The following is a 22,390-nucleotide window of genomic DNA, read 5'->3' as shown; positions in this document are numbered from 1 at the left end:
ATCGACTGATGTCGATACAGTTCGAATTAAAGATCGATCATTGTCGATGAAAGGAATGTGTGATGACCGAACTACCCGTTGTCGTGATCGGAGCTGGACCGATCGGCCTCGCCGCCGCCGCGCAACTGCGCGAACGAGGACTCACGCCGCTGGTGTTCGAGCGCGGCGCCGTCGCTGGTGCCGCGATCGCCGAATGGAATCATGTCCGACTCTTCTCCCGCTGGTCAGAGCTGGTCGACCCGGCTGCCCGCCTCCTCCTCGAGCAGGCCGGGTGGAGCGCTCCCGACGGAGATGCGTACCCGACCGGACAGCAGTGGCGTCAGCTCTACCTCGAACCCCTCGCCGCCGCCCTCGGTGATGCGGTGCAGTTCGGTACCGAGGTGGTCGGCGTCGCTCGACGTGGCCGCGACCTGGTCGTCGACGCCGGCCGCGAGACCGAACCTCTCTCCATTCACCTGCGCCGCCCAGGCGGCAGCGAGGACCGCGTCTTCGCTCAGGCCGTCGTCGATGCGTCCGGCACCTGGGGCACCCCGAACCCGCTCGGCGGGGAAGGACTGCCCGCCCTCGGCGAGAGGGCTGCCGGATCCGCGATCACCTACCGTGTGCCCGATCTCGACGACGAGGCGATCCGCGCTCGGTTCGCCGGCAAGCACACCGTCATCGCAGGTAGCGGCCATTCCGCATTGACTGCCATCGTCGCGTTGGCCGGCCTCGAGGCAGAAGGCCCGGGAACCCGCATCACGTGGGCGGTTCGCCGCGGGGCTATCGGTTCCGCGTTCGGCGGCGGCGAATCGGACGAGCTGCCCGCCCGCGGCGCCCTCGGACTGCGCGCGAAGAAGGCCGTCGACGACGGACTTCTCACCGTCGTCACCGGTTTCCGCACCGCAGCCGTCGAATCCGCCGACAAGGGTCAGCTCGCACTGGTGTCCGATGCCGGCACCCGGATCGAGAACGTCGACAACGTCGTCACCTTGACCGGATTCCGCCCCGACCTGTCCTGGCTCTCGGAAATCCGACTGGGCCTCGACCCCATCCTGCAGGCACCGACACAGCTGGCGCCTCTGATCGACCCGAACGTCCACTCCTGCGGCACCGTGTATCCGCACGGCGCGAAAGAACTTCGCCACCTCGAACCCGGCGTGTACCTGGCGGGGATGAAGAGCTACGGCCGTGCGCCGACGTTCCTGGCGATGACCGGCTACGAGCAGGTTCGCAGCATCGCCGCAGAACTCGCCGGTGACCACGAGGCCGCTGCCCGGGTGGAGTTGATCCTCCCTGAAACCGGAGTCTGCGGCGGCGCAGGTGTTTTCGACGAACCCGACACCGCGGAATCCGAGGGCGGCTGCTGCGCCGCACCGGCTCCGGAGCTGATCTCGCTGTCCAGCCCCTCCGGCAGTTCCAACTCCTGCGGATAAGACGCAGCCGATGACGACCATCGAGGATCCGCCCCAGCGCCCCGTCAGCCTCGACCCGTCGGGGCTGCGGCGGGTCCTGGTGGCGCTGTGTCTGACCGAAATCACCAGCTGGGGAATCCTGTACTACGCGTTTCCTGTTCTGTCGGTAGCCATTTCCCGCGATACCGGATGGTCGACCTCGGTGATCGTGGCGGCGTTCTCGGTCAGCCAACTCGTCGCCGCCGTCGTCGGCATCCCTGTCGGACGGATCCTCGATCGCCACGGGCCCCGCTGGATCATGACCGCCGGATCCGTCCTCGCTGTACCCGCACTGGTGGTCATCGCGACAGCTCACACCCTCCCCCTGTTTTTCGCGGGGTGGGTGTTCGCCGGTGTTGCGATGGGCGCGGTGCTGTATCCACCGGCATTCGCCGCCCTGACCCGCTGGTACGGCGACAACTACGTCAAAGCACTGATGATTCTCACCCTCGCCGCGGGTCTGGCCAGCACGGTGTTCGCGCCACTGTCTGTCGCTCTGGCCGATCGTTTCGATTGGCGCACAACCTACCTGGTCCTCGCCGTCATCCTCGCCGTGATCACTATCCCGGGTCATGTGTGGGGTTTGCGGGGTCGGTGGCCTGACCCGATTCGTCTACCGCACGCACAGTCCGGTGATCATCGCCGGACATCCCGCAATCCGGCTTTCCTTGCTCTCACCGTCGCGCTCGCGGCGGGCGCCTTCGCTGCGTTCGCCGGAGTCTTCAACCTCGTTCCGCTGCTGATCGAACGCGGGTTCAGCCCGAGCCTCGCCGCCCTGACACTCGGATTGGGCGGTGCCGGTCAGGTCATCGGCCGCATCTTCTACCTGCCCCTCGCCGCGAAAACCAGTGTCCGCGTGCGCACCGTATCGGTCATCGTCGTTGCCGGTCTGAGTACCGCATGGTTGGGACTGGTGAGCACAGCGGCGGCGTTGATCAGCATCGCCATCGGCGCCGGGCTGGTCCGCGGCATCTTCACCCTGATCCAGGCCACCGCGATCACCGACCGGTGGGGTAGCGAACATTACGGGCGGCTCAACGGACTCATGTCCGCGCCGATCGTCATCGTCATGGCCCTCGCGCCGTGGGCCGGCACCGTGCTTTCCACCTGGACCGGGAGTTACGTCCACGCCTACCTCGTTCTCGGAGCGATCGCCCTCGTCGGCGCCCTGATCAGCGCCGCAAGCATCCCCGCCATCCGCACAACCAGCACGACAACGATTCCGATCCCCTCCTGACCGAAAGAGAAACTCTCATGACGCACTACGACACCATCGTCGTCGGGGGCGGTCAGTCCGGCCTGGCCGCAGCCCACCATCTGCGCCGCCAGCGGCTCGACACCGCGATCATCGAAGCAGGTAGCGAACCCGTCGGCTCCTGGCCGCAGTACTACGACAGCCTCACCCTGTTCTCACCAGCAAAGTACAGCTCCCTCCCCGGTCTACCGTTCGACGGCGACGGTGACCGCTATCCCGGCCGCGACGACGTCGTCGACTACCTCCGGCGTTACGCGAAGACTCTCGATGCGGACATCCACGTCAACGAACGAGCCGACACCGTCACCACCAGCGGCGGCCAGTTCACCGTCCGGACCGACAGCGGACCCGCCTACACCGCACCTCGAATCATCGCCGCCACAGGAGGATTCGGCACTCCACACATTCCCGCGCTGAAGGGACTCGATGCCTTCACCGGGACTGTTGTGCACGCCGCCGACTACCACGAACCCACCACCTACACGGGGCAGAACGTCATCGTCGTCGGCGCAGGGAACTCCGCAGTACAGATCGCTGCCGAGCTCGCCGAAACAGCCGATGTGATCCTGGCCAGCCGAAACCCCGTGACATTCGCCCCGCAACGACCCCTACGCCGCGACATGCACTTCTGGTTCAAGTACACCGGAATCGACACCCTCCCGATCGGGCATCTTCTCACGCGCCCACCGACGTCGCCGGTGTTCGACACCGGCCGCTACCGCGCCGCGCTCACCGCCGGCACACCACAACGCCGCGCCATGTTCACCAAACTCGAAGGAAACCAAGCCTTCTGGCCCGACGACACCACAACAACCGTCGACGCGGTCATCCTCGCCACCGGATACACACCCAACCTGAACTACCTCACAGAACTCGAGGCACTCACCGACACCGGCCATCCCCGCCACAAGAAAGGCCTGTCCACCACCCACCCAGGACTCGGATACGTGGGACTGGAATGGCAACGAAGCCTCTCGTCCGCATCCCTACGCGGGGTAGGCCGCGATGCTCACTACGTCATCCGACGACTCACACCTGCTGACGTCGCTCGGTTGCATCCAAACGAATAATGCCCGGCCTGAGCTTCGGTTGGCATAGCGACCGCACACGGCCTGACCTCCTGTTAACCGGTTCCCGTCCCATTGAACAGTGTGGACCCGACTTCCGCTTCTCTCGCCATGTGGTGATCTCTGTGGATGCGTCGACAGGCGTGGAGAAGGGTGTGCGATCAACAGTGTCCTCGGCGGACTCCTCCGATGCCGCATCGACGATCACTTCACCTCCAGGAAAACAACGAATCGTCAGAGGAAGGAAACAGTGATCCCGCGCCAGGGTTTTAGTGCCTCGACGGCGACCGCCCGAATCCGGATGGTGCGTGTTTGGGGGATGCTCGTCGAGCCCTTCGGACGCGCGGTCCGCATCGTTCCCGTCCGATACCGGCGTATCCGGAAACGCGGCTGCGACTGACACCCATAGAGTCAGCCGCTACCGGTTTCCTACGAAGTTAGCTGCCGAATCCGCCGAACAGATCGAGGAGATCGTCGAGACCGAAGTCAGCGCTGCCGCCACCCGCAGTGGCCGAAGTGACGGTGACCCGCACCGAGGGAATCGGGTCCTGGTAGTCGACATCGCCCTCCTCCTTGCACTTGGTGCGCACCTGGTACTCGCCGTCAGGGAAAACGGCCGATGTTCCGACGCCCGCTGCATTGGTCAAAATCTGACCGGCGACCATCGTCGAACCCGTTACAAGGAAGCTCTGGCCGACTTTGGTGGTGGAGTCGAGAACCGTTGCATCCGACCGGTACACGGTGCCTTCGCACTTGACGAAGGGTTTGGTGGTGGTCAATCCGGTGATCGAGGTGGTGATGGTGCCGGCGCCGGCGTTCGCGCTCACGGTCGCCGATCCGGTGACCGCTGCGGAACCGATCGCGGGGTTGGCGAGCAGCGCGAGCGCGGAGAATCCGGCGATGACGCCGGCGCCGGCGAGGCGCCGCTTGGTGGAAGTAGCCACGAGAATGATGTCCTTGTCGTTGGTCGCCGGGCCCCCGCCCGCGGCACATGTGAACCTGATGCCTTCCCGTGCGCGAGAGTCCGGATATCGGATCGACCACGCGAGAAAGGCTACCCTTTGTGAGGGTGGGCTAATTGAAGACTGTGACTGCCCTGAAAGTCAACGAATGTGTCGGTCGCCACTTTCGGGGTGCACCAGCCTGCTGCGACTGGAATCGTCCCGGACGTCGCAGCATCGAGGCACTCACAATGACGGAAACAGCCCCCTCGGATTGGAAGCGCCGCCCGATAATCGGCCGCATCGTCTACCTACCACTCGCAACGAAGACCAGTGTGCGAGTACGCACAATGATCGTTATCGCTGTCGTCGGTCTGACACCGCATGGCTGGGACTCGCGAACTCGGTGGCGGCGTTGATCGGCATCGCCATCGGCGCCGGACTGGTCCGCGGCATCTTCACCCTGATCCAGGTCACCGCTACTATCACCGACCGCTGAGGCGGCGAACACTGCGGGCGGCTCAACGGGCTCATGTCTGCACCAATCGTCATCGTCGTGACCTCGGACCGTGGGTTGGTACCGTGCTCTCCACCTGGTCCGGGAGCTACGCCCACGCGGATGGAAGCACGTTCTTGATCGATTGTGCGGTGCTGTCGTGCAGTGTGGTTGCCAGTGGGTTGGCAGGGCCGGTGTCGCGACGCGGACCCGGCGATTGGCCTCTGGAGGAGAGTGATGACGTCTACACAACTCGCCGGTTTGGTCGGGCTGCCGATGGTTTGAGAGTGATGGCAGCTACGACCGCCCCGGCAAAAGCGGTGATGGCGGCGATACCGAACCCGAAACTCCAGCCGGCTGCCATGGCCGTGATTGGGACGTTCCCATCGGCGACGAGTTGAGCAGTTCTTGCAGCGCTGACCGTGGTGAGGACGGCGAGACCGATAGCACCGCCGAGCTGCTGGCCTGCATTGAACAGCGCCGAGGCGATCCCACCATCGGCTGGATCCGTGCCAGAGACTCCCGCCGCGGTCAGCGGCGCGAAGGCCAAACCCAAACCGAGCCCAGCCAGTACCACCCCTGGCAACACAGTGCCCAAGTAACCGGCGGCGGGTCCGATGCTCATCAGTAGAGCGACACCGAAGGCAACAAGTAGCGAACCACCGGCAGCGAGGCGGTGCGGACGAACCGATGCGAGGGGCCCTCCAGCCAGTCGTGCCGCGATCGCGATGGCGACAGTCATCGGCAGGAACGCCAACCCGACCTTCACAGGGTTGTAGCCGAGAACAGTGGCCAGGAAGATGCTGAGGAAGTAGAACAAGGCATAGATCGCGACGCCGAAGATCAAACCGGTCACATCCGCTCCCAACACGGTTCGGTTTCGCAAAAGTCGCAACGGCACCAGCGGATCGCTCCGACGGGCTTGCAACAATCCGAATGCCGCCAGAAGCACGAACGCCGTCCCCAGTGCTACCAAGGCTTCCGTCGAGACCCATCCCGTGTCGGTCGTCCGGACCAAGCCATACACCAGTGCTATCAAGCCGCCGGTCACCGTCAGCGCGCCTGCCACGTCGATCCGGCCGGCTCGATCCCCCTCCCCTGCCGGCAAGACAACGATTGCCACCCCGGCAGCGGTGATCGCGACCGGGACGTTGATCCAGAACACCCACGACCACGACAACACCTGAGTCAGGACTCCCCCCAGGATCAGACCGAGCGCGGTACCTCCAGCGGTGACACCGGCCCACACTCCCAAGGCCACCGTCCGCTCCCGGCCCGCCGGAAAAACTCTCATCAACAACGCCAGCGCTGCCGGCGCCATCACGGCAGCGCCGATTCCTTGTACTGCCCGGGCAGCGACCAGCAGCGCGGCTGTCTCGGCGCAGCCACCCACGAACGAGGCACCGGCAAATGCCAATGCACCGATGACCAGCATCCGACGGTGCCCGAACCGGTCGGCCAGACGGCCACCGAGCAGCAATAACCCACCAAACGCGAGCGTGTAGGCGGTGATCACCCACTGAAGGTCCTGAAGCGAGAAACCCACGTCGTCACGAATTGCCGACAGCGCCACGTTCACGATGGTCGCGTCGACCACGATCAGTAGTTGACTGCCCGCCAACACTGCCAACGCCCAAAGTCCACGCTTTCGATCCGGGACCGCTGGTTGCGGCGGCGGAGTCGCACTCGCTGTACCGGTCATCAGCAACCTTCCGATCGTTTCACTCAACGACCGTAGAGCGAAAGGCAGTTTCAGTCAACACCCGTAGAGTTAACGACATGGTGAAGGAAAAGCCCGAGAAGATTTCACGCGCCGAGCGCAAAGAACACACTGCAGCAAAAATCCTGTCGGCGGCCCGCAGACAGTTCGCCGAGCACGGCTTCGACCGCACCACGATCCGGGCCATCGCTACAGATGCCGGGATCGACCCGGCACTGGTGATGCAGCTACACAGCAACAAAGAGCAACTATTCGCCGCAGCAGCACAGGCCGACGTCGACCTGCACAGCTTGATCGAGGCGCCTATCGCCGATCTTCCCGAAGCTGCTGCGGCACACCTATTCTCAGGATTCGAAGACCCATCACAGCGAGACAGCTCAGAGGCGCTACTGCGCAGCTGCCTGACCCATCCCCTCGCTGGACAGGTTTTGCGCGATCAGGTCCTGGCGCCGGCTCAAGCGACCGTCGCAACGACGATCGGCGGTGACGACGCTGAGCTGCGGGCAGCGGTGCTCAACGCCTGCACACTGGGAGTCACTATTGCTCGGTATCTGTTGAAAGTCCCAGCCATGGCCCAAGCCGACCAAAGCGATCTTGAGCGAATCCTCCGACCGGCCCTCAGCGCACTGACCGAGACACACCCAGCCCCCCAAGGGGCACGACCCGCCTAACGGCACCTGCACGTCCCGACTGACATCGAATACCGGTATTCATCGCCAGATCAAACAGAACCCATACTCAAGGCGGTCAGCCACGGGTCGTGCAGTCGCCGTGATATCTCACCAGATCGAGAGGCATCGAGTCGCCGTTGCCGCAGGAATTGAGGCCTAAAACGCGTGCCCGCGCGAGGTCGGCGAATAGACTCGCAATGTTACTCACGCGTGCCGTTTTCAATGTGGTAGCGCCCCGCGTGCGCCACCTTGCGGCGGTTTACCGAATGTGAAGCAACTGACTATCTAATCTATTGCTACTACCCCGAATCCTGTCAATCACAGTTTGTCCGTACGTGGTAACGGGTAAACGGTGACCTGTATCAGCAGAATTTCGAATGGCACATCCTGCAGGCGCGCACTCTAAAGAGGGGAGTCATCGTGAGTACCACCTCATCCATGCTCGACACCTACCCACTGGATCTTGGAGGTATCGACCGTTCTAAATTGGTCGCCTGCATCGACTTGTGTACTGATTGTTCGCAAGCATGCACGGCGTGCGCCGACGCGTGTTTGAGCGAGACTGCCGTTGCCGATCTCACAAAATGCATCCGCACCAATCTCGATTGTGCTGACATCTGTCAGACAACCGGACGTGTGCTCTCACGCCACACCGGATCCGACGAAAGTCTCACACGCACGGTCCTCGAAACCTGCGCGGCGGCTTGCAAGGCCTGCGGCGCCGAATGCGTCAAACACGGGTCGATGCACGAGCACTGTGACATCTGCGCCAAAGCATGCCATCGTTGTGAGCATGCCTGCCGCGAGTTAATTTCCACGCTTGGTTGACGTCCACGCGCACCCGAATACCTCCCCAGACTCACGTGCGCAGAATGGTTCATCAGGCACTCCATGCCGGATTGCCCAGCCGTTGTGGGTGGCAAGGCACGGGCATAAGCACCATCCCCAAGAAGCGCGGGTGGCGCCAACCCGCCAGAACGGTCCTCGAAAATGAGGCATCGGGACTCATCTTCAGTTCTACCGATGCCTTGCGAGTCATCGGCTTCTTGGAACGACAGACAGCGGTAGTTCATCTGGATTCGGCTAGAGTCACACAGAAGTGACCTGAAACATGTGACGCCAGCGAAAAGAGTTGCTGGCCAAAATATTTCAACACTAGATAGAGTTCATGCCGTTTCCCGACGAGACCGTGCACCGATTCCCGCTGCTACAGTCGTGAAACTGTGATGGCATCTGCGATACGTACCCCGCATTCGCGGACCGTACTCGCGCTCGCCGCTACCCTCTATTTGCTCGCTCAGACAATTGCCCAGTGCGGGATCTCCCTGATGCACGCCCACGATGAGGGCATCGACCTCCACATCACGTCCGCCACCTCATCACTGACCGCGGAAACGGCTCCCGACCACGCGCACATCGACAACGGATCGACACACGTAGCGCACGAGGCGCACACCGTCGTCGCCATGCCCCGATCCGACAATCCACTCCGCCCGCTGACCGTCGCCGCGATCGTTGCGATGACCCTGGCTGTGGTGCTGGTGGCGATATCGGCTCCGCGCGCTCCGCGGGCCCCGCCGGATCTATCCATTCCTATCCGGCACGGCCGGATCCTCTTGAACGAACTCTGTATCAACAGGTGCTGATCAGCAGCCCGCAGGCCATCGAGGACTTCTCCTCATGGCCCAGCTCGTGCTGCCCTCACTCACCTACTGCCCCGTCGCAGTCATATACAGGGATTACTCATCATGAACACTGTTGTTCCCTCCACACTCGTTCCACCGTCCGCCGCCGCCCACCTGCTGACCACCGCTCACCGTTACCCACATCCGAGCACCATGGTCGGCAACACCCCCGTTCTGTGGATCAGTGAACCGTTCGCCGACCACGGCCGCGGCTTCTGGGCGAAACTCGAAGGCAGCAACCCTGGTGGGATGAAAGACCGCCCCGCGCTGCACATGGTCGAGAAGGCGAAGGCACGCGGCGACCTCGCTCCCGGCGCGATGATCATCGAATCCACCAGTGGAACCTTGGGCCTGGGCCTTGCCTTGGCCGGGATCACCCATCACCATCCCGTCACCCTCGTCACCGACCCCGGTCTGGAACCGATCGTGCACCGGATGCTCGCCGCCTACGGCGCCCACGTCGAATTGGTCACCGCACCGCACCCCACCGGCGGCTGGCAGCAAGCCCGGCGCGAGAAGGTCCGTGAACTTCTCGATGCACATCCGAGGTCATGGTGCCCGGACCAATACACCAACCCGGACAACATCGAGGCGTACGAACCACTCGCTCATGAACTCATGGCCCAGCTCGGCCACATTGACACCCTGGTTTGCTCTGTAGGTACCGGCGGACATTCCGCTGGTATCGCCCGAGTGCTTCGCCGGTTCTGTCCAGATCTGAAACTGGTTGGCGTCGACACCGTCGGATCGACGATTTTCGGACAACCAGCCAGCACCCGGCTCATGCGCGGACTGGGTTCGAGTATCTATCCCGACAATATCGACTACGCTGCCTTCGACGAAGTGCACTGGGTGGCCCCCCAGGAAGCCGTGTGGTCCTGCCGCACCCTGGCGTCCACCCATCACGCCAGCGGCGGCTGGAGCGTGGGTGCTGTCGCTCTGACCGCCGGCTGGATCGCTCGCACCAGCCCACCGGAGGCCCGGGTTGCGGCTGTCTTCCCTGACGGACCGCAGCGCTACTTCGACACCATCTACAACGACGATTACTGCGCCGAGCACGGTTTATCGGACGTGAACCCTCCGGCCGATCCGGCGACCATCGACCACCCCGCCGACCAGATCGTGAAGTCCTGGACCCGGTGTGCCACCGTGGTCGACCCCACAGAGAGCGTTTCATGAAGAACCTTCTGACCCAATTCCGCAGCTTCGACCGGCCGGCTCAGGTGTTGATGGTCAACCAGTTCTCCATCAACGTAGGTTTCTACATGCTGATGCCTTATCTGGCCGGCTACCTGGCCGGCCCATTGGGCCTGGCGGCGTGGGCTGTCGGTCTGGTTCTGGGCATGCGAAACTTCTCCCAGCAGGGGATGTTCCTGCTCGGGGGCACGCTCGCGGACCGCCTCGGCTACAAACCCCTGATCGTCGCCGGCTGCCTGCTGCGGGTCGCCGGTTTCGTGCTGCTCGCGGCGGTGGAATCGCTGCCGGCGATTCTGCTCGCGTCGGCCGCCACCGGGTTCGCCGGTGCGCTGTTCAATCCGGCGGTGCGGGCATATCTGGCCGCCGACGCGGGGCCACGGCGGGTCGAGGCGTTCGCGGTGTTCAACGTGTTCTATCAGGCCGGGATTCTGCTGGGCCCATTGATCGGTCTCGCTCTGACCACCCTCGATTTCCGGGTCACCTCGCTGGTAGCGGCCGCGGTCTTCGCCGTGCTGACAATCGTGCAGATCTGGGCGTTACCTGCCCACAGGTCGAAGACAACCGCAGCCAAGACCTCGGTCCTCGAGGACTGGCGACTTGTGATAAGGAATCGGCCCTTCGTGCTGTTCGCGCTGGCGATGATCGGATCCTATGTCCTCTCGTTCCAAATTTATCTGGCGCTGCCGCTGCAGGCGGCGGTTGTGGTCGGCGACGACCGCTCCGACACCGCCTTGGTGACCTCGCTGTTCGTGGTCTCGGGCGTGGTGGCGATCGCCGGACAATTGCGGATAACATCCTGGTTCTCCGGAAAGTGGGGCTCAGGACGAAGCCTGGTCGTCGGCATCACGATCATGGCGATGGCATTCCTGCCCCTGATCGTGCTGCCCAGTCCAGAAACTCTCGGGGGATGGGCTGCCGCCAGCGCCTTGGTGCTCACCGCTGCGTTGTTGGCGGTCGGCACCGCCGCCGTGTTTCCATTCGAGATGGATACGGTGGTCGCACTCTCGGGCGGCAAGCTCGTGGCCACCCATTACGGCTTCTACAACACCGTTATCGGGATAGGCATCCTGCTCGGCAATTTAGGTACCGGCGCTGTCTTCGGATTCCTCAGTGAAGCAGGTCTGGGCGCGCTGATCTGGGTGGCGCTATCTGTTGTCGGGGCGGTGTGTGTGATCGCCCTGTATCTGCTCGACCGGTCCGCCCGGCTCTCCCCTTCGCCGCTCAAGACCACGGTGACCGAAACCGATGAGGTACCGGCCCCCAGCTAGTCTCCGGGGCCTCGATGTAGTGAGGTCGCAATCCCGCCCAAGTACGCAGTTTCGAGTGGGTGGGGTTCTGGCAAACACCGGTACTCTGCGCTCGACCAGGAGTTGTGCATGATCAGACGAGTTCCCTGTCCCATCCGACTGTCCCCGAGATATCGACAAGGGCGGCGCAAAGGTCGTCGACGCCCGAGCCTTCGACGACGAGATGCGCTGACTGAAATCTGGCTGACTCGCGAGGGTTTGTCTCACACTGAACTGGGTAACGTCCTCCCGACCGAATCGACCAGCTGTCGGCGTGGTGTCGCACTGCGCAATGACAAGGGTGGGAGGCGGAGGCCACCCAGTGCGCCATCGCCTCCACAACCCGTTCGCCCCAACGACGGGATTCTCGCCCCACAAACCGGCACCGTTGTCTCCGCCTCAGATCTGGATGCAATTCGGTCGGGCGTCTACCCCCGATCGGCGTGGAAGATACTGCGCAGCGAGATGATTGCCTCAACGCAAAGACGAATGCGCGTTCCTACGCCAGATCCCCGCGCCGCGGTACCCGGCGAAGACCTATGATCCTGCGCAATGCACGATTCCTCGTTACCGTGGCGGTCCTCGCGGTGCTGGCAGTGGCCGCCGCCCTCGCCCCCCGCCCGTCGATCTCCGTGGTGCGGGACTGGGCGGAGTCGGTGGGTCCAGCGTTCGTATTGGTGTTCTTTCTGGTCCAGTCGGTGCTGACAATCGCTCCGGTGCCGCGAACGGTGTTCACCGTCAGCGCCGGGCTGTTGTTCGGTCCCACTGGCGGAGTCGCCGTCGCGATCGGCGCCACAACTGTCAGCGCTGTGCTGGCGTTCCTGCTGGTGCGGGCGCTTGGTCGCACGGTGGTACAAGCGCGGATGACGCACCCCGCGGTGAAGGCCATCGATGCCCGACTGGCCAAACGAGGGTGGCTCGCAGTCGGGTCCCTGCGACTCATCGCCCCGGCACCGTTCGCCCTGGTCAACTATTGCTCCGCACTCTCGGCGGTGCGCTTACTGCCCTACACCGCGGCTACGGTGGTGGGGATTCTGCCTGGCACTGTCGCAGCAGTGTTGCTCGGTGACGCATTGTCCGGGGGGGCGAACCCTGTCCTGATGGTCGTGACGTTGATAGGAATAGCGGTCGGGCTTGCGGGATTGCTGGTAGACGCCCGCCTGCCCGTATCGCGGGCCAGGCACTCCCAAGAGTCGGTCGAAACAGAGCCACACGAGCGGCAAATCCGTTAGGACCAGTCGCCGCCTTCGACTTCGGCAGCTGGCGGAGCCTCTGCAGGTGCAGCAGGTGCAGCGGCAGGTGCTTCAGAAGCAGGGGCTGTCTTCGCGCCAGGAGCCTTGGCGGCGCCCTTCATCTGCAGTCCCTTGCCGTCGGGAGCCTTGGCTCCGCCCGCAAGACCGAGCCCCTTGGGCTTTGCCACAGGTGTGGCCGGTGCAGCAGGTGCAGCGGCAGGTGCTTCAGAAGCAGGGGCTGTCTTCGCGCCAGGAGCCTTGGCGGCGCCCTTCATCTGCAGTCCCTTGCCGCCGGGAGCCTTGGCTCCGCCCGCAAGACCGAGCCCCTTGGGCTTTGCCACAGGTGTGGCCGGTGCAGCAGCTTCGGCAGCGGGAGCCGCCTTCTTGGCGCCGGGAGCCTTTGCCCCGCCGGCCATTCCGAGGCCCTTGCCTGGTGCCTTGGCGCCGGGAGCTTTTGCGCCTGGTGCTTTGGCGAGGCCCTTCATGGCCAGACCCTTGCCTGCCGGTGCAGCCTTGGCTTCCGGAGTCGCGGCGGCTTCCTCGACTTCGGCGACCCGATCCTGCTCGACAGTCTCAGCCTTTGCCTCAGCAGCGACCGGGGCCTTCTCACGCGGGATCACCTTGATGTTCTCGCCGAGCTGGGCGGGATCGAGGCGGGTGACGGAGTTCAGCATCAACTGCGCGACGTCGACGACCTCGACGCCTTCGCCCTGGCCTTGCTCCTGGCGGGCAGTGACGCCGTCGGTGAGCATGACGCGGCAGAACGGGCAACCCGTGGCGATCTTCTTGGGGTTGGTGGAGAGCGCTTCGTCGACGCGGTCGACGTTGATGCGCTTACCGATGTTCTCTTCCATCCACATGCGAGCACCACCGGCACCACAGCACATGGAACGTTCGCCGTGACGCGGCATTTCGACCAGCTTGGAGCCTGAGGCTTCCATGAGTTCACGGGGAGCGTCGTAAACCTTGTTGTGGCGTCCGAGGAAGCACGGGTCGTGGTAGGTGACGTCTTCGCTCACGGACGCAACCGGGATCAGCTTCTTCTGGCGCACCAGACGGTTGAGCAGCTGGGTGTGGTGCACGACCTCGTAGTCGCCGCCCACCTCCGGGTACTCGTTGCCGAGGGCGTTGAAGCAGTGCGCACAGGTGACGACGATCTTGCGCTTCTTCTGCTCGATACCGTCGAAGACCGAGTTGAGCATCTCGATGTTCTGCATTGCGAGCTGCTGGAACAAGAACTCGTTGCCGGCACGACGTGCGGAGTCGCCGGTGCAGGTTTCGTCGGCGCCGAGGACCATGAACTTCACTCCCGCGGTGGCGAGGAGTTCGGCGACAGCCTTGGTGGTCTTCTTGGCACGGTCTTCGTAGGCGCCGGCGCAGCCGACCCAGAAGAGGTACTCGTAGTCCTCGAAGCTGTCGGCGTCCTTGCCGAAGACGGGGATCTCGAAGTCCATCTCGTTGATCCAGTTGAGGCGATCCTTGGAGTTCTGGCCCCAGGGGTTGCCCTTGTTCTCGAGGTTCTTGAACAGGCCGGCGAGCTCGGAGGGGAACTCCGATTCGATCAGGACCTGGTAGCGACGCATGTCGATGATGTGGTCGACGTGTTCGATGTCGACGGGGCACTGTTCGACGCAGGCACCGCAGTTGGTGCAGCTCCACAAGGTTTCGGCGTCGATGACCGGGGCCATCTCACCTTCGACGGTTTCACCGACGAGCTTGCGGTCGGCCTCGAGGCGTGCGGCCTCGGGGATGGCTGCGAGTGCGGCTTCCTTGACGTTGCCTTCGCTGTCGACGAGTCCGATCTCGTCGCCGCCCATGTCCTTGCGTCCACCAGCGAGCAGGTACGGGGCCTTGGCGTAGCCGTGGTCACGCAGCGACATGATGAGCAGCTTGGGGGAGAGCGGCTTTCCGGTGTTCCAAGCAGGGCACTGGGACTGGCAACGCCCGCACTCGGTGCAGGTGGTGAAGTCGAGCCAGCCCTTCCAAGAGAAGTCTTCGATGTTTCCGGCGCCGAGAGTGTCGGTGTCGGGGTCGACGTTCTCCATCGTCAGGACTTTGCCCTTGGACATCATGGGCTTTGCCGCGCCGAGCGCGACGGTGCCGTCGTCTTCACGCTTGAAATAGATGTTGAAGAACGCGGAGAAGCGGTGCCAGGCGACGCCCCAGGTGATGTTGCGGCCCACAATGTAGAGCCACACCATCGCCGACATCAATTTCACGAACGCCATGACCGAGACCATGACCACACTCGCGGGAAGCAGTTTGGCGACCTGCATGGTGAAGAAGTCGGTCCACGGGTTGGCGTGACCGTAGGTCGCGATCTTGCCGGCCTTGACCATGATCATGCCCAGGCCCTCGACCAAGACGATCGTCTCGACGAAATAGGCGGCCTTGAAGTTGGAGCCGCCGAACCGGGACAGGCGCGCAGGCAGACGCGGGTGGTTGAGCTGACGGATCACGATCAGCGTGGTGATACCGACAACAGTGCCGAGACCCAGCAGTTCATCGATGAAATGGTAGGCAGCCCAGCCACTCACAAACGGCCAGCCCCCGGCGGGGTTGAAGGTCTGGATGTAGGCCTCCATCGCAACGAACATCCCCAACGCGAAACCGATCATGACGAGCCAGTGGGCCCAGCCGACGCTGCGGAACTTGTTCATGCGCGTGTGCGCGATGAACTCGATGATCATCTGCTTGAAGCGAGGGAAGAACGGGCGCCATCGATCAGGTGCCGACTGGCCGATGCGCACGGTGTTGAACATCCTCAACGCACCACTCACGAAGGAACTCCAGCTAAAAACACTTAGCAGCACACCAATTGCGCCGAGTGTGATGGTCAGGCTATTCATCGTCGTCTCTCTGTTTTGAAGGCATTATCGAAACCGGCCTCCGAGGTACTCAACTAGTACACACCACGTCAAGTTACTTGCCGGTAACTTATCGCGAGGTCATCAAAGGCCAGGACACGCGATGGCGCCAAACCTGTCGCAGCGATCGAACGAACTGGGGGTGCGTACCCCACCCGACACCAGGAGGAGACGGAAATCGCCGGGAAATTCGCAGCCGACCGACACTCTAAACTACTACGGACCTTAGTAGCTAAGGATGCTTCCCCCGAGATGCGGACACCAATTTCTATGCGACGATGGTTGACGTAGCTGATCGCTGCTCGTGCTCGATCGGACGGAGATCCGGCCGAGAATGCGGCGTCTACGTCGCATCCTGTAATACGTGTCCCAGCGGAAGACGGCGACGCAAGTCTCACCCGCCCATTGTTGATGACGATGCCCGACAACAGCATTGAACCAAGAGATCATATCGACAGGGGTACCCCGACCACACCCCACGATCGGGTTACACCCACCTCCTGGCACACGTCGGTGAACCCCGCCGACGCATTCCGGGGCCCGCTGTCGCCGTGGGAGATTGCGCCCCACCCCCTGCTGCGCCCCGGGACGGAGACGGCTCGGCGAGCACCCCGGCGCACAATTGGTTGGCGTTAGGTCAGCCCGGGAAACCCGTTCGAGCTCAGGCCCAATATTATTGCTAGACAACGGATTCCATCATCTTCGATAACGGGTAAGTGACGCCCCGGACGTACCTGATGTTCGGTGCACTCGCGATCAAATCCCGGCGGTATACCTTGTCCGTGCCCCTACCTCGTCAACTACCTCTGCATCTGGCACCGCCGGTCCGTCGTAGGTTTCGGCATCGATGGATGCGCACTTCTGAATTTGAACTCTCACCGATGCTATCTTTGCGGTGTGTGTCCGATACGAATACGCGCGGCGGTGCAGCGGGCCTTGCTCGGTGCCGCGATACTCGCTGCGGTGTTCACAGTGCTCATGTCGTCGCAGATCACGCACACGCCTACGAGTTCGTCGATCGCTGCGAGCCATGCCCCGATGGTCGCTGTCATGGAACTCGTCGCCGATGGACCCGACGCCACCAGCGACAGTGACAGCGTCCTTACCGGCCATGCTCACGACATACGTGGCGAGGGTGACAGCCCCGCTTCGGGGCTCGATTCGATGCACGTGCTGTTGGCGATTGTCTCGCTAGGGCTCGTCGTCGCCGCCTTGCGTCTACTCTGGGTCGCATGGGCATACCCCCACCCTGACGGTGAAAAGCAAACCAGCGCAATCTTTTCGGCGGTCGACGCGACAATGCGTCCCGTATCGATTCTCGACGCAGCCTGCGTGCTGAGGGTGTGACAGGTCTGCGTTAGCCAGCAGATCCTCCACACCCAACTCGGTTCAGCGTCTGCCATCTGTCGAGATGGCGCGCGATCGCACCACAGGAGCGCCGTCGTGCGTGTCATAGTCAGCTCTACCCGGCCCCCGTCCGCACCGGAACCACCCGGTGCACCACGACTCGGCCCCATCCATGTCCGCCACGCCGCTCTCCCCGACCTGTCCACCAGCGCCCGCCTGCACCTCGAGGCCCTACCGGTAGGCCTGTTCCCCCAACTCGGATATCGATTCCTGCGGCGCTGGCATGCAAGCTTCGTCGCACGACCCCATGCAGTTGCGTTCGTCGCAGCCGACGCCGACCAGAACATTCTGGGATTTCTCCTCGGAACACTCGATCACCGGGCGCACCTGAGTCAGGTATTGCGCGATCGCCGGACAGTGGTTTCTCTTGCTGCGCACGGATTCATCGCACTGGCAGTGCGGCCACGCCTCGCTGCTCGATTCGTTCGAACCCGAGCCCGGCCGTGGTGCTCAGCCGTGAGCGAACTGCTTTCACTCCGCCCGCCGAAAGCACGTAGAAACCACTCATCCGCCCGGGAACCCGCCGATGCAACGGCAGTGCTGGTCGCCATCGCCGTCGACCCCACACAGCGCGGACATGGGATCGGAGCGCAGCTCACTGTCGCCTTCGAAACCGCTGCGTCCCGATACGGCACACCGACCGCCGAACTCGTTACCGCGGTAGGCGACGACGACTCGGACAGTTCACACGGCTTCTACGACCGACTCGGATGGATACCCGCGCGGGTCTATCTCGACCGGGACGGGTGCCGCATGCAGGTCTATCACCGAGCACTTCCCGCGACTGCGCCCGCATCGAACTCGAACAAGGCAGGAACGACATGACCAGCGCACGACGAACCGTGACGAAACTCGTCGGTTGCACGATACTCGCCGGAGTCCTACTCGCGGGTGTACTTTTTCCTCTCGCCGGAGGCCTGGGATACGCATCGAACCAGGCGTCGAACACCGTCGAAAACGTCTCGTCCGAACTGGTTGAGGGCCTTGTTCCCGGTGTCTCGACCATGGTCGATGCTGCTGGCACCCCGATCGCCTGGCTGTACGAGCAACGCCGCTTCGAGGTGGCGAGCGAGAAGATTTCCAATGAGATGAAACTGGCGATCGTCTCCGTCGAGGACAGACGGTTCGCCGATCATCAAGGCGTGGACTGGCAAGGCACGCTCCGGGCGTTCTTGACCAACACCACAAGCGGACAAGTCGAACAGGGCGCGTCGACCATCAACCAGCAATACGTGAAGAACTACCAACTACTCGTGCTGGCCAAGACCGATTCGGAACGGCGGGCAGCTATCGAAACGACACCGGCCCGCAAGATTCGTGAGATCCGTATGGCGCTCACACTCGATCGACAACTCACCAAGGACGAAATCCTGACCCGATACCTCAACCTGGTTCCCTTCGGTAACGCATCCTTCGGAATTCAGGACGCCGCCCAGACCTACTTCGGCATCGACGCCAGCAAGCTTTCCGCCGTACAGGCGGCCATGCTTGCGGGCATGGTCCAGTCCAGTTCGGCACTGAATCCGTACACGAACGCAGAAGGGGTCACGATACGTCGCAACACCGTTCTCGACACCATGATCGATAACCTTCCCGACCGAGCCGACGAACTTCGGGCAGCCAAGACCCAGCCCTTGGGAGTGCTCCCGGAACCCAACGCACTGCCACGCGGTTGTATCGCCGCCGGCGACCGAGGGTTCTTCTGCGACTACGCCTTGCAGTACCTCGAAGAGGCAGGGATCAGCCGCGAACAAATCGACAAGGGCGGCTACCTGATCAGAACGACCCTCGACCCGGTCGTCCAAGGCTCGGTCAGAACTGCCCTCGTCGGCAACACGAGCCCCGACGTGGATGGTGTCGCGTCGGTGATGAATATCATCGAGCCCGGCCAGGAACAGCATCGCCTCCTCGCGATGGGTAGTAGTCGCATCTACGGGCTCGACGCCGATGCAGCTCAGACCGTACAGCCGCAACCATATTCGCTGGTCGGCAACGGTGCCGGCTCGATCTTCAAAATCTTTACCGCCGCCGCGGCTATGGAAAAAGGGCTAGGCAGCAACAGCGTCTTGCAGGTGCCGCGGCGCGTAGAAGTCAAAGGTCTCGGAAACGGCGGCGCACGCGGATGCCCCGTGGCCACCTACTGCGTCGAGAACACAGGCAACTACCCGGCATCTCTGTCACTGACGGACGCCCTGGCTCAATCTCCGAACACCCCGTTCGTGAAACTACTCGAGACCGTCGGTGTCACACCGACCATCGAGATGGCCGTACGCCTCGGACTACGCTCCTACAACGACCCGGGCACCTCGGGCCAAGGTGAACGCAGCATGACCGATCTTCAGAAAGAGCAAAATCTCGGTTCGTTCACCCTCGGTCCGACGCCCGTCAATCCACTCGAACTCTCCAATGTCGCAGCCACACTCGCATCGTCGGGCGTGTGGTGCCCGCCTACCCCCATCGACTCTATAGTCGACAGCGACGGCAACCCGGTGCCGATGACGCAACAAGGATGCGAACAAGTCGTCGACCCCGGGCTGGCGAACACCTTGGCCAACGCGATGAGCAAGGACGATCAACCTGGGGGCACAGCATCCGGCGCCGCCCAATCTGCCGGATGGTCTCTGCCGATGTCGGGAAAAACCGGGACCACCGAGTCGAACCGATCCTCTGGTTTTCTCGGCTTCACCAATCGCTACGCGGGCGCGGTGTATACCTATGGCGATTCGCCGACGCCGAGTGCCATCTGTTCGTTCCCACTGCGCTCGTGCAATTCGGGCGATTTGTACGGCGGCAATGAACCTGCCCGAACGTGGTACAACGCGATGGGACCGATCGCGAGCAACTTCGGACCCATCACGCTACCCCCGCTGGACCAGAAATATGTTCGCGGTTCGGCCGGGGATCAGGTACCCGACGTGGTCGGGATGACCGAGTCCGCCGCAACATCTCTGTTGCAGAACGCCGGGTTCAAAGTGACGGTCTCCCTCACGTCAAGTCCGAGCGCGAGAGGGACAGCAACCGCGACAGCTCCGTCGGGAGCGGCACTTCCGGGCTCCACCATCACCCTGTACATAAGTGACGGATCCTCGACACCGAGCACCACCACGACGAGCCCATCACCGTCAGATACCCCAGGCCCACGATAAGCCCGGGTGCGCCACCATGATGCTTCGGCGATCCCCACCCGGTGGGGACTGCCACCGCACGCGCTCATCATGAACTCGATTCCCGTCGAGGACCTCGGATCCCGGTTGTGGCGAGCAGAAATCGCTCCGGAATACGGAACATGCGGAGTGCTTCCCTATGTGCCGCCCGCTCCCGCATTCAAAAAACATGATTCGATCGTAACTACATTCTAAGTAAATGACTTTCGATAAAACGGCATCGAAATTCCGCCCCACCGACTAGTAGATCGTTTCGGACATCAGATGGGAGGGTCCTCACGAATTCACGAGCCGTCTGATCGCCTCGGCGGCCTCCCTGATCTTGGCGTCGGATTCGGCGCCCCCTCTTGCGGCGGCATCGACGACACAATGACTGAGATGGTCTTCGAGCAATTCCATAGCTACTGCATGCAGCGCTTTTTTCATCGCCGATATTTGGGTAAGGATGTCAATGCAGCACCTTTCTTCTTCAACCATTCGCTGCAGCCCTCGCGACTGACCCTCAATACGCTTGAGGCGTTTGAGGTACAAGTCCTTTGCGCTGATGTATCCGTGGGTCGCATAGTCACGACGGCCTGGACCAACCGGATTAGTTGTGCCCACGAGATTCCCCTGGTCTCGTCGCCCGTAGTGGGCCAGACGCGAAATCACGTCGTCTCCATGGTGGGCGACAATCGATTGGACCTGCCCTGGCTACGGTGTAGTGCAGCAGTGGCACACACGAAGGCACGTTGAGCAGCATCCCGTCTGTATGGGCGCTTCGCCAACTGCAAGATCTCCGGGTAAGTGACCACACGAGAAGAACTCTCAATCATTCCTGCCACCAGGGCTAGGCAGTACCGCTGCACCCGCCCTGTGTTCAAACTTCCTGCCCACCGCCGGTTGCGCCACCAATGACGCGATGCGCCGTCATCCCGTCGACCCGTGCGTGGGACCAGACCAATTGCACCTCCCTGCCGTATCAGATCAGGGGCTTCGACGGCGAGCATTTCCCTTGCACTAGACCATTGCAGGGGGTGAATTCGCAGCCAGCCAACACCCTCATCTACTATGCATCTTAGTAGATAAGGTACCAGTCGCCCGGAAATGTTGCCATCCCTTCGAATACAGGACGAGACACCCAGATGCCCAATAGTCGTCGTGCGCGAACGTCCCCAATCGTGGGGCTCGTCGGCGCCGCTCTCATCGCCGTTTCTCTTGCGGCTTGTTCGACGCAGGGAAACGACGACAAGGCCGGCCAGTCCATCGTCCCGCCCATACCAGGGGTGGAGCTCACACCCGAACTTGACCATCTGCACGGGTTGCATATCAACGCCGATGGCACCATCTTGGCGGGTACGCATCGCGGACTGTTCGCGATCGGAGATTCGGGCGACACAGTGCGAGTGGGTGATTCCGACGACGATTTGATGGGGTTGGCGGGCGTGGCGGGCAGTGACACGCTCTTTTCCTCAGGGCACCCGGGACCGTCCAGTACCGCAGCCAACCCACTTGGCCTACGCACCAGCAACGACGGCGGCCGAACCTGGACGGATAGCTCGCTCGCGGGACAGGTCGACTTTCATTCTCTGGTTACAGATGGCACGACACTCGTCGGCTTCGACGGGGCCAGAGGTGTCACGGTGTCGAAGGATCAGGGAAAGTCGTGGGAATCCGGCGGTGCCCTGGGTGTGGCGTCCCTCGCTCTCACCGAGAGTGGGACATGGGCTGTCACCTCGTCAGGGCTGCAGTACAGCAGCGACGACGGGCGCACCTTCACAAAGGTCGCTGGAGCGCCGTCCATGGTGCTGATCGCGGGCTCCTCGGATGCACTGTGGGGGGTCGATCAAGATGGATTCGCCTGGCGGAGCAGGGAGGGAAAAGGCTGGGAGAAGCGCGCTAATGTCGGAGCAGTCGAAGCGTTGACTGCGGCGAGTTACGACAGCGCGTACGCGGCGACTTCTCAGTCTCTGTATGCCTTGAACTGACC

17 protein-coding genes are annotated in these 22,390 nt (G+C 62.8%); 13 read left to right on the top strand and 4 right to left on the bottom strand.

The genetic code is table 11. The annotated features are described in order from the left end of the window. Nucleotides 1-62 precede the first annotated feature (62 nt). From ACBG85_RS30125 to ACBG85_RS30115, 3 genes are read left to right on the top strand one after another with little or no spacing between them, the layout of a single operon-like run. Nucleotides 63-1,415, top strand: a complete 1,353-nt coding sequence (locus ACBG85_RS30125) for an NAD(P)-binding domain-containing protein (protein WP_054186558.1) — start codon at nt 63-65, stop codon at nt 1,413-1,415. 10 nt (nt 1,416-1,425) lie between these two features. Next, on the top strand, nt 1,426-2,670 hold the full coding sequence (locus tag ACBG85_RS30120) for an MFS transporter (protein WP_054186554.1): 1,245 nt from the start codon (nt 1,426-1,428) through the stop codon (nt 2,668-2,670). Between the two features lie 17 nt (nt 2,671-2,687). After that, complete coding sequence (locus tag ACBG85_RS30115; RefSeq protein ID WP_054186553.1) at nt 2,688-3,758, top strand: NAD(P)/FAD-dependent oxidoreductase; 1,071 nt, start codon at nt 2,688-2,690, stop codon at nt 3,756-3,758. Nucleotides 3,759-4,192: 434 nt separating this feature from the next. Here the strand turns inward: ACBG85_RS30115 and ACBG85_RS30110 are convergent, their stop codons facing one another. Both ACBG85_RS30110 and ACBG85_RS30105 read right to left on the bottom strand, forming a co-directional pair. Next, nucleotides 4,193-4,699, bottom strand: a complete 507-nt coding sequence (locus ACBG85_RS30110) for a hypothetical protein (protein ID WP_054186552.1) — start codon at nt 4,697-4,699, stop codon at nt 4,193-4,195. A 737-nt stretch (nt 4,700-5,436) separates the two neighbouring features. Beyond that, a complete protein-coding gene (locus tag ACBG85_RS30105) occupies nt 5,437-6,894 on the bottom strand; it encodes a DHA2 family efflux MFS transporter permease subunit (RefSeq protein WP_372027954.1) in 1,458 nt (485 codons plus the stop codon). A 77-nt stretch (nt 6,895-6,971) separates the two neighbouring features. Here ACBG85_RS30105 and ACBG85_RS30100 point away from each other — a divergent pair, with 77 nt between their 5' ends. The 6 genes from ACBG85_RS30100 to ACBG85_RS30075 all read left to right on the top strand — a co-directional run bounded on the left by ACBG85_RS30100 (nt 6,972) and on the right by ACBG85_RS30075 (nt 12,983). Next, entirely contained in the window at nt 6,972-7,583 is a 612-nt protein-coding gene (locus ACBG85_RS30100) for a TetR/AcrR family transcriptional regulator (RefSeq protein WP_054186550.1), read from the top strand. Nucleotides 7,584-8,003: 420 nt separating this feature from the next. Then, nucleotides 8,004-8,411, top strand: coding sequence for a four-helix bundle copper-binding protein (locus ACBG85_RS30095; protein WP_082661398.1), 408 nt, complete (start codon nt 8,004-8,006; stop codon nt 8,409-8,411). A 398-nt stretch (nt 8,412-8,809) separates the two neighbouring features. Then, complete coding sequence (locus ACBG85_RS30090; protein ID WP_082661399.1) at nt 8,810-9,229, top strand: hypothetical protein; 420 nt, start codon at nt 8,810-8,812, stop codon at nt 9,227-9,229. A gap of 102 nt (nt 9,230-9,331) precedes the next feature. Beyond that, a complete protein-coding gene (locus tag ACBG85_RS30085) occupies nt 9,332-10,447 on the top strand; it encodes a PLP-dependent cysteine synthase family protein (RefSeq protein WP_054186548.1) in 1,116 nt (371 codons plus the stop codon). After that, nucleotides 10,444-11,733 carry an MFS transporter gene (locus ACBG85_RS30080; protein ID WP_054186547.1) on the top strand — a complete coding sequence of 430 codons (1,290 nt, stop codon included), beginning with the start codon at nt 10,444-10,446 and terminating at the stop codon, nt 11,731-11,733. Before ACBG85_RS30085 ends, ACBG85_RS30080 begins: the two co-directional genes overlap by 4 nt. 557 nt (nt 11,734-12,290) lie before the next feature. Further along, nucleotides 12,291-12,983, top strand: coding sequence for a TVP38/TMEM64 family protein (locus ACBG85_RS30075; protein ID WP_054186546.1), 693 nt, complete (start codon nt 12,291-12,293; stop codon nt 12,981-12,983). On the opposite strand, the gene ACBG85_RS30070 is transcribed toward ACBG85_RS30075, so the two are convergent. Next, the gene (locus ACBG85_RS30070; RefSeq protein WP_322943263.1) at nt 12,980-15,832 is read right to left on the bottom strand and encodes a (Fe-S)-binding protein; all 2,853 of its coding nucleotides are present in this window, start codon (nt 15,830-15,832) and stop codon (nt 12,980-12,982) included. The two genes, ACBG85_RS30075 and ACBG85_RS30070, sit on opposite strands and share 4 nt — an antisense overlap. Nucleotides 15,833-16,747: 915 nt before the next feature. Between ACBG85_RS30070 and ACBG85_RS30065 the strand changes: the two genes are divergently transcribed. The 3 genes from ACBG85_RS30065 (at nt 16,748) to ACBG85_RS30055 (ending at nt 20,403) form a co-directional block, all read left to right on the top strand. Further along, nucleotides 16,748-17,197, top strand: a complete 450-nt coding sequence (locus ACBG85_RS30065) for a hypothetical protein (RefSeq protein ID WP_147343784.1) — start codon at nt 16,748-16,750, stop codon at nt 17,195-17,197. A 96-nt stretch (nt 17,198-17,293) separates the two neighbouring features. Continuing rightward, nucleotides 17,294-18,082, top strand: coding sequence for an N-acetyltransferase (locus ACBG85_RS30060; protein ID WP_054186705.1), 789 nt, complete (start codon nt 17,294-17,296; stop codon nt 18,080-18,082). Further along, the gene (locus ACBG85_RS30055) at nt 18,079-20,403 is read left to right on the top strand and encodes a transglycosylase domain-containing protein (RefSeq protein ID WP_181991982.1); all 2,325 of its coding nucleotides are present in this window, start codon (nt 18,079-18,081) and stop codon (nt 20,401-20,403) included. Before ACBG85_RS30060 ends, ACBG85_RS30055 begins: the two co-directional genes overlap by 4 nt. A 294-nt stretch (nt 20,404-20,697) precedes the next feature. On the opposite strand, the gene ACBG85_RS30050 is transcribed toward ACBG85_RS30055, so the two are convergent. Beyond that, a complete protein-coding gene (locus ACBG85_RS30050; protein WP_051720984.1) occupies nt 20,698-21,024 on the bottom strand; it encodes a metal-sensitive transcriptional regulator in 327 nt (108 codons plus the stop codon). A 521-nt stretch (nt 21,025-21,545) separates the two neighbouring features. Between ACBG85_RS30050 and ACBG85_RS30045 the strand changes: the two genes are divergently transcribed. Further along, nucleotides 21,546-22,388 carry a F510_1955 family glycosylhydrolase gene (locus ACBG85_RS30045; RefSeq protein ID WP_019747382.1) on the top strand — a complete coding sequence of 281 codons (843 nt, stop codon included), beginning with the start codon at nt 21,546-21,548 and terminating at the stop codon, nt 22,386-22,388. Nucleotides 22,389-22,390 lie beyond the last annotated feature (2 nt).

The sequence above is a fragment of the Rhodococcus sp. NyZ502 genome, assembly GCF_041464245.1.
Taxonomy (GTDB): domain Bacteria; phylum Actinomycetota; class Actinomycetes; order Mycobacteriales; family Mycobacteriaceae; genus Rhodococcus_F; species Rhodococcus_F qingshengii.
Note: the sequence above shows the minus strand (reverse complement) of the source record. Positions and strands in the feature narration are given on the sequence as shown.

Excerpts from the sequence above, each read along its gene's own strand:
- ACBG85_RS30085 (WP_054186548.1), top strand. The coding sequence starts at position 9,332 with ATGAACACTGTTGTTCCCTCCACACTCGTTCCACCGTCCGCCGCCGCC.
- ACBG85_RS30080 (WP_054186547.1), top strand. The coding sequence starts at position 10,444 with ATGAAGAACCTTCTGACCCAATTCCGCAGCTTCGACCGGCCGGCTCAG.
- ACBG85_RS30055 (WP_181991982.1), top strand. The coding sequence starts at position 18,079 with ATGACCAGCGCACGACGAACCGTGACGAAACTCGTCGGTTGCACGATA.
- ACBG85_RS30090 (WP_082661399.1), top strand. The coding sequence starts at position 8,810 with ATGGCATCTGCGATACGTACCCCGCATTCGCGGACCGTACTCGCGCTC.
- ACBG85_RS30075 (WP_054186546.1), top strand. The coding sequence starts at position 12,291 with ATGATCCTGCGCAATGCACGATTCCTCGTTACCGTGGCGGTCCTCGCG.
- ACBG85_RS30045 (WP_019747382.1), top strand. The coding sequence starts at position 21,546 with ATGCCCAATAGTCGTCGTGCGCGAACGTCCCCAATCGTGGGGCTCGTC.
- ACBG85_RS30125 (WP_054186558.1), top strand. The coding sequence starts at position 63 with ATGACCGAACTACCCGTTGTCGTGATCGGAGCTGGACCGATCGGCCTC.
- ACBG85_RS30105 (WP_372027954.1), bottom strand. The coding sequence starts at position 6,894 with ATGACCGGTACAGCGAGTGCGACTCCGCCGCCGCAACCAGCGGTCCCG.
- ACBG85_RS30070 (WP_322943263.1), bottom strand. The coding sequence starts at position 15,832 with ATGAATAGCCTGACCATCACACTCGGCGCAATTGGTGTGCTGCTAAGT.
- ACBG85_RS30115 (WP_054186553.1), top strand. The coding sequence starts at position 2,688 with ATGACGCACTACGACACCATCGTCGTCGGGGGCGGTCAGTCCGGCCTG.
- ACBG85_RS30100 (WP_054186550.1), top strand. The coding sequence starts at position 6,972 with ATGGTGAAGGAAAAGCCCGAGAAGATTTCACGCGCCGAGCGCAAAGAA.
- ACBG85_RS30120 (WP_054186554.1), top strand. The coding sequence starts at position 1,426 with ATGACGACCATCGAGGATCCGCCCCAGCGCCCCGTCAGCCTCGACCCG.